The organism is Acinetobacter lwoffii (assembly GCF_029024105.1).
GTDB lineage: Bacteria > Pseudomonadota > Gammaproteobacteria > Pseudomonadales > Moraxellaceae > Acinetobacter > Acinetobacter lwoffii.
In genome coordinates this window covers 130677-145822 of sequence record NZ_CP118964.1, presented here as the reverse complement: position 1 = coordinate 145822, position 15146 = coordinate 130677, and the positions used below count along the sequence as shown (strand labels likewise).

At 36.1% G+C, this 15146-nt stretch carries 8 protein-coding genes and 4 pseudogenes; 4 read left to right on the top strand and 8 right to left on the bottom strand.

The genetic code is table 11. From position 1 onward, the window contains the following. Positions 1 to 874: 874 nt before the first annotated feature. The 6 genes and pseudogenes from PYW33_RS15970 to PYW33_RS16920 form a co-directional block, all read right to left on the bottom strand. Positions 875 to 5920 carry a tyrosine-type recombinase/integrase gene (locus tag PYW33_RS15970; protein ID WP_004647764.1) on the bottom strand — a complete coding sequence of 1682 codons (5046 nt, stop codon included), beginning with the start codon at positions 5918 to 5920 and terminating at the stop codon, positions 875 to 877. Further along, positions 5917 to 6588, bottom strand: coding sequence for a hypothetical protein (locus PYW33_RS15965; RefSeq protein WP_005105953.1), 672 nt, complete (start codon positions 6586 to 6588; stop codon positions 5917 to 5919). The genes PYW33_RS15970 and PYW33_RS15965 overlap by 4 nt, the downstream gene beginning before the upstream one ends. A 146-nt stretch (positions 6589 to 6734) precedes the next feature. Further along, positions 6735 to 7046: pseudogene (locus PYW33_RS15960) on the bottom strand (IS66 family transposase); the annotation flags it as partial. Positions 7047 to 7120: 74 nt separating this feature from the next. Next, complete coding sequence (gene tnpB, locus PYW33_RS15955) at positions 7121 to 7309, bottom strand: IS66 family insertion sequence element accessory protein TnpB (protein ID WP_004647767.1); 189 nt, start codon at positions 7307 to 7309, stop codon at positions 7121 to 7123. Further along, positions 7306 to 7458, bottom strand: a complete 153-nt coding sequence (locus PYW33_RS15950) for an IS66 family insertion sequence element accessory protein TnpB (RefSeq protein ID WP_004647769.1) — start codon at positions 7456 to 7458, stop codon at positions 7306 to 7308. The genes tnpB and PYW33_RS15950 overlap by 4 nt, the downstream gene beginning before the upstream one ends. After that, a pseudogene (locus PYW33_RS16920) lies at positions 7455 to 7815 on the bottom strand (transposase). The gene PYW33_RS15950 and the pseudogene PYW33_RS16920 overlap by 4 nt, the downstream one beginning before the upstream one ends. Before the next feature lie 87 nt (positions 7816 to 7902). Here PYW33_RS16920 and PYW33_RS15940 point away from each other — a divergent pair. Beyond that, positions 7903 to 8668, top strand: a pseudogene (locus tag PYW33_RS15940) (IS5-like element ISAba31 family transposase). A 303-nt stretch (positions 8669 to 8971) separates the two neighbouring features. Here the strand turns inward: PYW33_RS15940 and PYW33_RS15935 are convergent. Next, positions 8972 to 10144, bottom strand: coding sequence for a replication initiation protein (locus PYW33_RS15935; RefSeq protein ID WP_004647771.1), 1173 nt, complete (start codon positions 10142 to 10144; stop codon positions 8972 to 8974). Positions 10145 to 10979: 835 nt separating this feature from the next. Between PYW33_RS15935 and PYW33_RS15930 the strand changes: the two genes are divergently transcribed. Both PYW33_RS15930 and PYW33_RS15925 read left to right on the top strand, forming a co-directional pair. Continuing rightward, a complete protein-coding gene (locus PYW33_RS15930; protein ID WP_004647772.1) occupies positions 10980 to 11753 on the top strand; it encodes a ParA family protein in 774 nt (257 codons plus the stop codon). 13 nt (positions 11754 to 11766) lie between these two features. Further along, entirely contained in the window at positions 11767 to 12678 is a 912-nt protein-coding gene (locus PYW33_RS15925) for a ParB/RepB/Spo0J family partition protein (RefSeq protein WP_004647773.1), read from the top strand. Positions 12679 to 12728: 50 nt separating this feature from the next. On the opposite strand, the pseudogene PYW33_RS15920 reads toward PYW33_RS15925, so the two are convergent. Continuing rightward, positions 12729 to 13443, bottom strand: a pseudogene (locus PYW33_RS15920) (IS5 family transposase). An 889-nt stretch (positions 13444 to 14332) separates the two neighbouring features. Between PYW33_RS15920 and PYW33_RS15915 the strand changes: the two are divergent. Next, complete coding sequence (locus PYW33_RS15915) at positions 14333 to 15022, top strand: GntR family transcriptional regulator (RefSeq protein ID WP_004647775.1); 690 nt, start codon at positions 14333 to 14335, stop codon at positions 15020 to 15022. Positions 15023 to 15146: the final 124 nt, after the last annotated feature.

Below are 15146 nucleotides of genomic sequence, written 5' to 3'. Positions count from 1 at the left end.
TTTTATGCAATCTAATTTAACCATAAAGTTTTAATTTTAGAAAATTAATATGAGACTTGATAAAAAAACCACCAATAATCGCGGTTTCTTTCAATGACAACTTATGTGTCGTTCAATGACATTTTATGCGTCGCAAATGACAACTTATGTGTCGCGTGACGTTATCCGCTTTAAATAAACATTTGATGATTGGATGTTTTTCAAAATCAGTTCGTGCTACTTCAAAATTGTCACGCTGCATTGAAGGTGACATTTCTTCTGCAACATGACTTTATGCTGAATAATATTTAATAATAGCAAACTAAGCATAATAGGCACAAAAAACTGTTAAAGCGGTTTTAATACTTCTGTAGTAATTTTCAGGTTTCCACGCCCGATTACAGATTTTGCTGTAACCTAATTATCAAATGGGTATCTTTTTCTTTGATCAAACCAAATTAGAATATTTTATTGATTTGTAAATGAAAAATATAAATAAATAAATAACGTATGGATCAAATTGAAAGCGAAGAAAAAAATCAAATTCGCGGATTTTCAGGCCTTTTAATCACTTATTAAGCTTAGGCTATTTCACCTAAGGAATCATGTTACATAGCTTCCAGCAGCAGACAAAACGCAATGGATAATGCGATGTTTTTCGGTTCTGTTGATCCATAAAAAATACTTAAGTCTCTATTATTAAGCTATAAATGAGCAGCAAGAATTTTTTCTAGTCAGGTAAATGATATTCATGCACACGTAGCTATCTCGAACAAATTCACAGAATTTGGCTGCACTTACATCCAAATTGTCATTTGAAATTAGCTCAATTAAGGTAGCGCTGTCTTTCAAACCTTTGTGTAACAAAGCGTGCATAAGTCATATATACTTAGATTCAGATATGATCTCCAATCGCTAAATATCGTACACTCAACCACGCAAGTACCCATCGCACGGCGCTTAATGACGCTTGTTGAGACATTATTCTAAAATAATCATATTTATTATGTTTCATCACTACCGGAAAAAACTGATGTTCTATAAGAAGTGAAAGCATAGGTTTATCTTCTGCCGTAAAATGCATCAATACTTTTGTTACATTACTCTCATACAACCATTTTTTTATTAACCAATTATAAGTGTCTGATTGGTTTCGTTCTAAATAATCAAATCGCTCTAAAATTTTTTGTGCGGAATTAAAATCTACAGCACTTAGTAATTCAGGCAAACGTGCTAACTTTCCTTGTGTCAATAATGGATGTCTTCCTATATTTGAACCACGTTTACCTGAAGGAATGTTTGACATCGTAATTAAAGCTCTCTTCCAGGACTCAATATCTAATTGTGGCTGCCCCTGCCCAGAAATAAGATACCGCTCAATATCTTCAATATTTTGAAATAGTTCGTGTTTAATTACTTTACCCGTCGAATTTCCTCTTTTTTGAGCATAGATTACCCACCTCTGAGTTTGTCTTTTTTTGAGTACATATTTTTCGATGGTATCTCTCAACTCATATTTTAGATTACTATTCTGTTGGTTAATCGCTTGGAAATGCCTGAATAAATTACTCCGACTCATGACTCGCTTAAAAAATGCAGTATGTAAATTGGGTTGCTGTTGTTGCATGCTATAGGCATAAGTAGCTAGAAATAAGATATGAATATAATGCTTTAATGTTGTCGATTCATGTAAATGTCCAAGTACTCGACCAATCGCCTTAATCCCTTGACCGACCTGTCCTTCATTGCCTACTAGCGTATTAAATTGTTCATTCGATGGCATCCAATTTTGTAGCCATGGCAGTTCTATCGTGAGCACTTTAAAATCCACCACTGTTTGCAAACACTTTAAAGTATATGCACTTGCAAACGTATGTCTTAAATGATGTAAGCTGAGATCAACATCTCCAGTGACTTTCTTTAATATTTGAGATATTTGATCAAAAAAAGGCTTATGTTCACTGTTCTCATCAGACATTAATATCGAATATTTTTTATTTTGATAAACATCATCTAATCCCTTTTTAATCGTCTGACTTAATAAATTCATCGGAACAACACGTTCTGATCCGAGTGTTTTTAGCTGATGCTCACCATAAGGACGAATTCTGAGCATATCCTCATCAATATCTAAGGGCCGTAAATGAAGTGTCTCTGAACGGCGTACACCCATCGCCGCAGATAAACGAAAATGACGCTGAATCTCTAGACGTAAAACAGTATCATTCACCCCAGATTCTACAGATTGTAATATTTGAACGATCTGCCGCACTTCATTTTTTGAAAAAACCTTAGCACTTGCTTGATGCGCAGTACGCTTGTGTAACTTTATACGATCATCATTTAATTGAATTAAAAATTCTCTAAAGCGATTCCACGCAGCGAGATGCTTGCGGTGTGGAAAATGCTCTTGCGTCAACTCCATCCATTTTTGAAATACATCTTCATCAATCTGGCTATCTTTTGTTAAATCTTCTGAAAACCCCAATATACCTGCACTGACGATGGCCAAATGTAGATGAATCATATTTCGATTCTGTAGACTTAACTCTTCTGCATCACAGCGTAAAATCAACCATTGCACAAAGCATGTTAATAAATTGACTGAGTAGTGATTCGTTTTATTACTAGCAAGCTGTTTAAGCCAAATGCTTGATCTAGACTCACCTTTTAGTTGCTGAATCATCGCTAAAATATCAGACAAATGTAGTTGCTCATCGCCTATTTCTATTTCACTTTCTGGCTCAGTGCTATCTAAACCTGTGGTTAATTTTTCATATTCGGATAATCGTAATAATTCATTTATTGAAAGATCTTCAGTCAGGACTTGGCCTGATATATAACCTGCAATCAACGGAGTGCTATTTAACATCACCTTTTGCTGTAAAGCTTTCAACCATTGAGCTAACGATAGAGTTGACTTAAGCCCTATTTGTTTTAAATATGTATTAAAACACTTTTGCCAAGCCGTTCTTTGTTGATTTCTTGACTGTGCTAAAATCTCTTTTAATCGGGGCTGTAGATACTGTCGGTCTACTAATATTAAAGTCGAGACATAAGGACTTAACAGTACTGTACGGCGTATCTTCGTCACAGATCTATCATTATTCACTGTTAGCTCAACGAGCCGACTATTCCCCATAGCGACTATATATTGATCAGAAGCAATAAACTCCAACATCGCTTGTAAATGGCTCACTCTGCACAGTTGTGAATACATGGAGAGTACAACCAGCAAACGTCCTATTTCAATATCACAATTTTGATGTTCAGGTAAATGTTCTAAATCCTTCTGAATAAGATCAAGTAAGTTTTGTTCAGTATAACTCCATGTACTAAAACTATTTTCAGATGTCAGCCACGTACGATTAGCTTTTTGAGGAAGTTGAACGAATAAAGGAATTTTAGTTTTATCGCGAATATAAGCACAATATGCCTTTATGGCTTCTGGCAAATCAATGTTTGTATTTTTAGCTAAATGGGAAGCTAATACATGTCCAAGCTCTAAAGCTACTTGTGGCTCAGGATTTTCCTCAAAAATCAACGGACAATAGGACTCATACTCTGAGTTTTTCAGCCATTCTTTTACATCATTCTCTGAATATTGTATTCTCAGCTTCGTCTCTACTTGAGCTGTTTTAGTCTCTTGGGTTAAAACAAATGTTGGAATATGCTTGATTTTAAAAAAATCAAAACCTTCAAGACATTCGAAACCTAATTGTTTTTGCAAGTTTTCTTGTACATCAAGCCACTGTTGTTGAAAAGCTGATACAGGAAATACAGATAACATATCCCATGGATGACGACCCCGTATCCAGTGCCCAAGTCCAGCGTCCTTGAACCGTCCAGGTAACTGATTATAATCAGAGCGAACCAACTTCCGTGCCCAATTTCTAACTAAACCTTCAATCTGATGAGGAGCACAAAGTTGCACAGCATAAGATGATAAATCAACACGTGGTTCAATTTGCTCCCCTAGCATTCCCATCAAACCACGTAAACCTTGAATCTGTTTGATCAACGCTTGCGTCAATGGCACATAACGATCGGTTGATTCATCTTGATGATGTTTATCTTGAATCAATGCCCAGCCTTGCTGACTGATCCACTTTGGAAAGGGCTGCTTAATTCCTCGTCCTGCAGTTGCAAGATTCATCCATAATGCTGTATACAACGTCAAGCTATCAAAGAGCACCTGCCAATTTTTATGTTCAGAAGCCTGATTTATTCTCTTTTTTATTCGTGTAATTTCATTTTGTATTTCAACAATCTTTATTCCAATTGGGCTACCCACACGCTTATTGGAAGAGTATATATATTCAGGAATATTAATTTTTATCGTTCTTAAACAAGCAGCCCAGAGTTGCTCAAGTTGCCTCTGTTCAAAAGAGGCATAATGAATCAAGTTATCATAATTTCGACCTGATGCATTAGTCACTGCTTTAACGACAGCTAAATCACCTTGGCTATGATCATATAACAACCGTGGAAGAATATCTCGAATGCTTTTGAGGCTGATTTCTAGCTCTTTAGGTACACGGTTAATCAGTTCACTCACGTCACGTTCAACTGCCATATGATGTCTTGTAATCCCAAGATTTTTGACTTGACTCACTAAATCATTGAGTTCAATCGGTAAAACCAAATGTAATTCATTGGTCCATGGCACATGAAATTTAGAATCTTCTGGTTTTTTTTTGAGTGTCGGTGTCCCTGCAAACACACTTAATACATACGCAGATAAAGTATGATCATACTGAATAGCAATATTATTCTGATCTGCATTTTGACTAAAACGAGGCGCTGTTAATTCACTCACCGAACGTCCTGTGAGTAAACTTAATATTAAAGCTAATTTTGCGCGTAAAATTAAGCTGGTATCAGTATGAGATGGTTGACAGAGCCTAAATATTTCTTGAATTGAAATTAAGGACAATCGCGATTTGGTCCAAACTAAACCAACATTTGCAGCTTCAATATGTTGAGAAGTAGATTTAGAGGCATAAAAACCTCGAATTAAATCGGATTGTTCTGCCAAAAAAAATGTAAACAATGGCTCCAATGGTGTTTCATCTTCTTCAATCTCATTATCCTCAAATACTTCAGATACTAGACCACGATGAATTTCATCTACATCCTCTAAAGGTTGAATAGCAATACTTAATGAGCCGTATCGTTGCAAGATCAGTTTTCTATGCTTTAACCCTATACGGTGTAAAAATTCTCGACGTTTCTTCTTATTTTTTAGTGGATCATTTTGCCAAATTTGGGATAAAAACAGCTTTAATGTATAAAAAACATCATTTAATCGTTTATCTTCAGAACCAGCAGACATCAAATGAATCAGTTGTTTCGGTGAATTTTGAATAAGTAACTCTTTGACTTGTTCTAAAATATACTCATTACCTTGATCACCCAACAGCCTGATTGCTAAAAAGGCGTTATACACACGAGATCCTTTTTGAGCTTTCAGCTTTATGCTTCCATCACCCTTTAAATAACTACTATAAAGCCCTAGGGTATGTACTTTTTTTTGAAAGTGAAATATTTGCTCTAAAAGCCAAATAATTACTGTATCAAAACTCTCATTATTTCGACTTCGTCCTGCTTGAATCAATAGCAAATCACAAATTCCACTGTCTCCAGTGTATGGACGTAATGGCGTGGGTGTATGTGTGTTTCTATCTATTGTTTCTGAGAAAAAATGTGCATATTCCTCAGAATCCTGCAATCTACTAATGATCTTTAACGTATTAAGCTCATCACGAAATTCTGGTAATTCATCATCCCCAATCAATGTGAAGATTCGCTGACAAATGACAACAATGCCAGCTAAGCTATAGTGTGCACGCAACAAAAATAATGCTTGGATCAGTTCTTTTTCTTCTATATTTTCATTCTGATTAATACATTCTAGGAGCTTCTTGAAATAACTTTTCATGAACTACTCCGAATACGATAGACTCTTGCCTTCTTCAAGTCTGTTAAAGCCAAAGCAACTTCTGCCATTGGTGCCACACGAACAATTTGCTGCTGATATTTTTGATAAAGTTCCTCCAGTCGAGGTAAAAATACAGAAAAGTTAGCTAAATGAAAATATGGTTGCACAGACTTACCCAGCTCTTTCACTTTAATTCTTTCTAATGGCAAAAGCTTCTGGGCGATATAACCAGCTAAAACATTTTCGATTAAAAAATTACCACTCACCACCGGTGATGCCCAATTAACCAATTCTTGAACAAAGGAAATCGGCAGCTTTTTCAAAAAATGCTGTGTATTTAAAAATAAAATCATTTCTTCTGGATCTAAACTCTTTAGTCGAAGTTGGCCTGCAACCACCATCTTGTCCTGTGCTTTATCCACTTTAGCCCAGTGTCTTCTTTTCACACTATCCTTTAGAGTTTTTACCTTACATAAGTCCCTATCGACAGCAAGCAGTAACTTACGATATATCGCGAGCAGTAGTAATGCTTGATTTTTAATTTTTTCTGAAAACTCCCGGCTCATTTCCTCATTGAGTAACATCATTTTCAAAACTAAAACTGGGCATGGTTTTTCAAACCTGCCTTCAGAAATTGTTAATGCATCAATGAGCAATGGTGTCATCATTTTTTTCTGCACAGGTAAGTTATTTTTAGCGTCACAATAGTAGAATAACACAGTCCCAAAATTAACAAAATTAAATCAAATAAATTTTATATTTAATAAAAAAGTATTTGATTTATATAATTTATTTACTAACTTTATTTTTATACTAATTCATCAGCTGCGATATCTTCTTCGACCGCTTCGTCCCAAAGATGGATTTGTTTGGCCGTTAAGTGTTCATTCTTCTGGGCGAACTTATGCCGTTTAAACTGCGCAAGTTCATGCTCGTATTTTTGATTGAGAATAGAGAGAGATTTAACTTTAGAATCTAATTGCTGATTGGTGACTTCAAGATGTTGAACTCTGGCATCTAATTGCTGATTTGATTATGCTAAAGACTGATGCTGCATCGCCAATTGCCGGGTAAATTCCAGCAGTTGTTCATGGGTCAGTTGGCTTAAATCAGGCAGCGTATTCATGGCCGCAGTATGCTTGAGGTCATGACGCAGAGGAAATAGAATGTTTGGAGAATAGCAGAATGGCCGAGCTTGGTTTAGAGCATTGTTACCACTTGCTGCAGACCGATTCTTTGCCAAGCTAAACCTTGGATCAGTGCTTGTAAGTGCTCCGGGCTGAGGGCCACGGTTTCACCCTGGTGAACTTTAGCGCAGTGGAATTTTCCCTGTTCCAGCCGCCGGGCACACAGCCAGATGCCCAGTCCATAATGCACCAGCACTTTCATGCGATGGTCACGTTTGTATTACAGAATAGGTAAGCACAATGCGGTTTGATATAGCCAAAGGCTCTCAGCACCTGAGCCATGACAGTATCCATACCTGCTCGCATATCCAGAGGTTGGGTAGACAGCCAGATTTCATCGATACGGATCATGTTGCAAGTGCCTTGAGTAATTCTCCTAAAGCAGATATTTCTGATACTTGCCATTTCAAGCCAATTTCTGATTTTGAGTGGGGTAAAGTAATTTGAACCGTTAACATGTCAGTAGGAGTAGGATCTAATGGTGCAGAGCAAGATAAAGCAATAAATGCAGGTTTATTCGGTAGTGGTGAGCGATCATTTCTCTAGCTTACCATCAATTAAGCGAATCCAGTTGGATAGGGGATTTGTATTCAATCCATGTTGCAAAGCGACTGAAGCAATTGAAACGTCCGGTGCTTTACAAGCCTGAACGATCTGCTGTTTAAATTCAGCACTGCATGTTCTTCGTTTTTTCTCAAGAGATGTGATGGATGTCTAGGGTGTGTTGACACTTTTAGTTTAAAAAAATAGCGAAGTAGTAAAATCAAATCGCCAAACCCAATTTTACTATTCGCTATGCCTCGTACCATGCTGACAGATCAACCCTGGCAAAAGTTGAAAGTTATTCTGCGTAATTTATCCATTCACCACAACTCAAATTTACGCAATTTTATTGAAGCTATTCTCTATAGAATTAGAACAGGCTGTCCGTGGCGAGATATTCCTTCTTGTTTTGGTCATTCAAACTCTATTTTCAAACGTTTTAATCGTTGGTCAAGCAGCGGTAAGTTACTTAGATTATTAAAATTACTAGCCTCATGCCCCGATATGGAGTGGATTTTTATTGATGGCTCTCATGTACGTGCTCATCAACATTCTGCCGGTATAGCGAATCAATCTATTTCTAAAAGTGTAGGAGGAAACTCCTCAAAAATACATTTGATTGTTGATGTACATGGCAATCCTATTGATTTCATGATTACCGATGGAACCACACATGATGTTAAAGTTGCACCTGATTTAATATCAACATTAGATTTAAAAGAGACAAAAGTGGTATGTGCAGATAAAGGCTATGATTCAGAACCACTGCGTGAACAGATCAGGAAAACAGGGACTAAAGCGAATATACCAAAGAAAACAAATAGCCAATCGAACAATGACCATATGGACTGGTGTTTATATAAAATCAGGCATTTAGTTGAAAATATGTTTTGTAGATTAAAGCAATTTAGAGGAATAGCTACTCGATATGACAAGCTCAAAAGAAATTATCAAAGTTCTGTTGCTTTAGCCTGTATATTTTTATGGCTACCTTTATAGGGTTAATTATGAACAGTAAATGTCAACAGACCCTAGTTATTTGTAGTCATAAATTTAGTCCCCACTTGTTTTTAAGTGGGGACTAAATTAAGGCTTATAGGATGAATTCATAAGGTGTGTTCAGCGAACACTTACGTTTTGAATAGATTTAAGGAATTAGGCAGACCTCATACCCAAGTTGTCACTTGAATTTGGATAACTTAGGGAAGATCTATCTCTAAAGCCTTTATCCAACAGAGTCGTTTTTATCCTAGGGTCCTTACCACTTGTATTCTTTACAAACATATATTTAAAAAAGTGTAGCAAGTTGCTACACTTTTCGCTAGATCAGCTCTTTACCAAAAATATCATTCAGTCTTTCACGAATACTTTGAACGAATTCTGGATTATTTTTAAGTTTATGCTTCATATTTCGTTTAAAGTCATTCAGCCCCATACCAATTTCAGCAAAATCCATTTGGAATAAAGTGTCATTAATGACAATATTTGCTTGAGAGTCAGTGAGGCATCCTACTTTTTTAAACCACTTCTTGAACTGCTGATAATTTTCATCATTATTAAAAATATACCAAGAACGTACATTCGTATCGAATTTAGCCCCTAATTCTTTTACGGATGCATTGTCTTCAAATGGAACATCAAGATAGATTTTTTCAATCACTGCAATTTCATCCAGTGCCTTATCAGCAATCCGATGATGCAGTTTAAAATTCACACCTACAATTGGACGGCCTTTCTTAACGGTTTCATACTCTAATTGTAGATCTGTATTTTCGTTAATTTCTGCCACTATTTTGTCTAATACATAGCGTCTAAAATCTACCCAGCGATCATATTTGGTTTCATTAATATCAATCAGTGCTTTCAAGTTTTCTAAAAGTAATGGCACTTCATAACTCTTTTGATTGGCGTACTTAAATTCGTTTTTAATGAAATAAGTATAAAGACTCATACTGGCAACAGAATCTAGGGCAAAAAGATGTTTTAGCTGATAGGTAGTAAAATTACCCCCAGCCAGTTGAGTGAAATACGGCAACACCTCACTAGTAAAACGAATCTGAATCGCATTTTTAGAGTCATCTTCCCATCTTAACTCACGGATAATGGGAACGACAGAATGTACTTTTTTAGTCTTTCTCTTACCATTATCAGCAGGCTCCTCAATAATAAAATGAGCTACCCGGGATGAAAGCTCTTTATAGATCCGATCTATTGCAACATTAATTGAGTTACGTTTATTTAATCCTAGTAAATCTGCCAAATCATCCTTATACAAATAAATATAAGTTTGTTCGGTAATTTCACCATCTACCCTATTTTTCTCACTATAATTCGCAACCGCCATTGCATATAGAAGTGCCTTATATTCATTGGATGACAACTCGATTGGGCGAATTAAGCGGTTACTGGTACTGACAACGCCATTATGGCGAATGTTGCCTATACAGTAGGGAATATAATTCGTTTCTTCTTGCAATGGTTCAGATTCTGTCATAACCGTGATATTTATAATTTGACTTAGTTTTTATATACAAAAGTGGAAAAACTTTCAAGACTTTCACCACAAGATTCTAAAAGTGGAAGGTCCGTCATCAAAAAAAAGCGTTATTATCCGATTTTTTGCCTTTAAAGTGGAATTAAATACAGTATTTCCACCCTACAGTGACAGACCTTCCACCTTTAGCCCCCGAAATTACAGTTTAGAATGACTATTTTTACTTTTTTCACCCACATTCAGATAGGTTAAGTTAAATAGAAACCCTGATGTGACAAGGCTTCCACCTTTCAGTTAGATTCGAAAGGTATAACTGCACATATAATCATCAGGAAATATCCAATAAAAACAGATTATCCACAGGTTAAGAACATACAGTGACAACCCTTCCACCTTTAAGGCTTAGTTACGAGACTTTATTAACATATTAAATAATTGTTTTTTAAATTATTTTTAAATAAAAATAGCGGTTTAAAAAATAGCAGTGACAAACCTTCCACCCTAGTGACAGACCTTCCACTTTAGAGTGACAAACCTTCCACTTTAGAGTGACAGACCTTCCACTTTAGAGTGACAGACCTTCCACTTTATGGTGACAAACCTTCCACTTTTAAAACTCTAAGCATCTGTTTTATATAATAAAAATGCACTCTTAATTATTAATTAGCTAAATAACTAATTATTCTAATTATTAATTAAGCTAGCTTAGTTAAAGATTTATTTTTAAGCTGTTTTACATCTGAACAAATAGGATTTATAAATTTTAAAACTATAGTAAGATGAGTGAAAGTTATTTATATTACTAAACATTCAAATACGGAAGCATCTGACACGCATGTCTGCAAAAATTATTACTGTTGCTAACCATAAAGGCGGATGTGGCAAAACAACGACTGTTGTGCACCTAGCCTCAGAACTTGCCAATCTGGGCAACAAGGTTTTAGTCATTGATTTAGATCCTCAAGCAAACGCAAGTTTACACATTGGGATCCAACATCCAAGCGAAATTGTTGTGACTACAGCAGAATTACTAGTGGGCGATATTTCGTTGTTGGCAGATGCATTACAAGAAGAAACGAACTTTGAAAAAGTATCATTAATTTATGGTTCCTTGAATTTAGGAAAAACTGAAGACCAACTAAAAGAAGAAGCTCCCCGTCCTTCTGAAGAGTTAAATATCAAGTTAGAACTGTTAAAAGATCTTTATGATTTTATATTGATCGACTGTCCACCTAGTCTTAAATTATTAACCAGCAATGCCCTGGCATCTTCAACACATGTCATTATCCCTATCGAATCCGGATCACAATATGGATTGTATGGGGTAACAGATCTTTTAAATCATCTTGAAAAGATCAAACGTATTAATCCAGATTTAGAGCTTTTAGGCGCTTTACTAATTAAGCATGATGAACGTCAGAATGTCTGTAAGCTGATTCGGAATGAAGCCTTGAAACAGGTAGGAAAACTTTTAGAGACTACCATTCCTCAAAGTACTAAAGTTAATCAAGCAGCGATTCTGCAACAATCACTTTTGAACGTAGAAAAAAATTCAAAAGTACGTAAGGCTTTTGAAAGCCTTGCCAATGAAATTGTAGCTAAAGTTTAAACCTGAGAGTATTATGGCAAGCACCAAAGAGCTTTTAGCTCAGAAACTGAAACAGAATACAGAAAAACATCAGCAAGCACAGAAAGACAATATTAGAGAGCTGAAAGAGTTTAGACGTAATGTTCCTATTGAGGATATCAGCCGTAGTCCAAACCAGCCGCGTAAATTATTTGAAGAGTCACAATTAAAAGAACTGGCGGATTCCATTGACGAAGTCGGTCTTTTGCAGCCCATTACAGTGCGTAAACTTGATAATCTGAAATATGAACTCATTGCAGGCGAGCGGCGCTTACGGGCGCACCATTTACTCGGCAAGTCTGTGATTGAAGCCATTATCATTGATGCGAATAATGTAGAAGCATCTTTGTTAACCTTAGCAGAGAATTTAAAGCGTCAGGACCTGACAGATTATGAAATTTTTATTGGCCTGAACTCACTTGATGAGAAGTTAAAGAAAAACAAGCAACGTTTAGCCAATTCACTGGGTTTAAATCGCGAAGATATGTACAAGTATTTAGCGTACGAAAAACTGCCTCAAGTAATTTTAAATGACCTTGATGTGGAACCAGGCCTACTAGGTCGTACTGCTGCAACTGCATTCAAAAAATTTCTGTCGGATCATATAGAGCAACTTTCTGAGGCCGAAAAGGCTTTGCTAGGGGCTTGGGAAAAAGTAAAAGACAAAAAACTAGAGCAAAGTAAAGTTACTGCCTATGCTGAAAAAATATTGAGTCAGGATCCAGGAAAACTGACCACAACATCTGTGGTTAGAAAAATTGAATATGCAGGTAAGATTGCGGGGAATATCAAACTAAATCAAAAACAGCTTAAGGTTTCTCTGAATATCTCGGAAATTGACGAAGCTAGTCTCTTACAACTAGAAGATTTTTTAAAACAGCTTATTCAGAAAAGTGAAAAAGTGTAGCAATTTGCTACACTTTTTTTTGACAATCTCAAACTAGGGCGTGTCATCAATTAAGCCAGATAGATCGCTGATAAGAAGTTTTGAGCCAATTTATCATAGCGTGTGGCAATAGCACGATATTGTTTGAGCTTGGCAAAAAATTTCTCGATCAGATGTCTTGCCTTGTAGATATGTCAATCATAATCACGCTGATCAATAGAATTACTTTTCGCTGGCATCACAACTTGACCCTTCGCCTCTAAAATTAGATCAATGACCCGATCCCTGGAGTTGTAGGCTTTATCCATAAGCCAGGTCTGGCTCAACGATAAGTCCAGCAACACATCTGAACCGTTTAAGTCATGAACCTGCCCATCCGTGAGATAAAATCCTGTCGGGTTGCCTAAAGCATCAGTACGGGCATGAATTTTGGTGCTTAAGCCCCCTTTACTGCGCCTATTCGCCTGATTTCCCCCCAGCGCTGTGTTGGTAAGCACGTACAATGGGGTGCAGTCTAACATCACATATTCATTGTCACGGTCATGTGACAGCACTTCAAAGACTCTCTGCCACACACCTGTTTTAGCCCAAAGACTAAAACGAGTATACACTACTCTAAAATCACCGAAGCGTTCGGGTAAGTCTCGCCACGGGATACCTGAACGATAGCGCTTCAACAAATAGTCGGTTATCTTTGGCCGTTACTCCAACAGTACCCATTCGTCCAGGTAACAGATCTTTAACCTGTTCCCACCAATCATCTATTAATGCATAGCGTTTATTCATGAAGAAATTATGAGGACCGGTAGGATTTTCTCAAGCTAATTGATGACACACTAATTCAAAATAAAAAAAGGTTTTTAAATATTATTTCTATAAGTCAATGTGACATTGACTTATACCAGGTTTTAATTGACTCAGCTTAGATAGTGTATGGGGGCCTAAAAAATTAATTAATTTATGTCTATAGAAAAAATAGAAATAAATGTTCATATATCAATGATATATGGTTGTTTTTTATAATAAATAGCCTAAGCAATTATTAGTAAATATATGTTTTTTGGATATGGTATAATTAGCTAAAAATCCAGACATCAGTGGTAAATTAAAATAAATCTTAAAATATGCCAGCCTTAAACCACAGCTTTAATTTTTGCCTACAGACAGCAGCCCAAGACGTTACCTAGTGTCACGTTACGGAACCACACTCAGTGAGCTTGCCGAATTCAACAGATCTAGAGATCTTAGTATATTGCCCTATAAATCCCATTTTCTTAAAGATTACCTTTAGATAGTCAAAGGCATTCAAGTGTACAGATAGGGACTGTGCCAGGAAACGTGCTAGTATGGAGGTGGGCAATAACTGCTTAGAATCAAGGTACGTGATTTTCTCAGTCGACTATTACGAATAGCCGCCATTTGGTAGATGCCTTTTAGTTAGATTGAACCGTCACCACTCTACTAGACAAATTTAGTCTATTCTTTTTGCATAAATGATAACATTATGAATGGACAACGATATTCTCTCAGAATCACGTATTAATCATGCTGCTAAACATTCTCATTAAAACAAGGGAATGCATCTTTTTACTGATCGTACCTTGTTTTTAATTTTCCTCTGTTCTTTAATTTAGTACTATCTTTATCATTTATGAGCACTCACTGGATTCACTGAATGAAGTATATGGAAATCAGAGATTTGATTGAGGCTGAATTGAAAAATTATAGTTCTAATCAAATGATTCCATCCGAACGGTACTTGGCATTAAAGTTTGACTGTTCAAGGGAAACAGTGCGTAAGGCCTATGAACAGCTTCGTGCCGAAGATAAAATTTTCAAACGGCAAAATCTCGGCTGGTTCGTGAGTAATAAAAAAATTCAATATTCTCCAAACTCAATTGAAAATTTTCGTTCTTATATGAAGGCACAGGGTTTTAATGTCAGAACTGAACTAATCTCGACCAGACAGTTGGAGCGATTGGATCACAGTAATCTTTTTAGTGAAGAAAATCGTAAATTGGGCTTTATTGAAATTATTCGTTTACGTTATGCTGATGATGTACCTGTACTTCTAGAATATAATTATTTACCTGTTGCGCTGTTTCCAAATGTGCTGAATTATGATGTGATTACTTCGGTACAAGATGTCATTAAAAATCACTTTCATTATAATTACACGAGTAGTCAGTTAAAAATTAAAAATACCGGTGTGTCTCATTTTGAGAGCCAGCACTTAGGTATTCCTTTAAGTCAAACCGCCACTTATATTGAACGTATTTCAAAATCAGATGATCTAGTGATTGAATATGACATCGAAATCTGGTCACAGGACAAAATTGAAATGACCTTAGATATTCAAGCATAAGCTTATATTTATATCCTGCCCATTCAAATCCTAAGAAGTTAAATGGTTTTAGGATTTTTTTTATTTTCTTAGATTAGCATTAGACCGCCTTCATAAATCATTCTTACTCAGTTGCAAATTATAA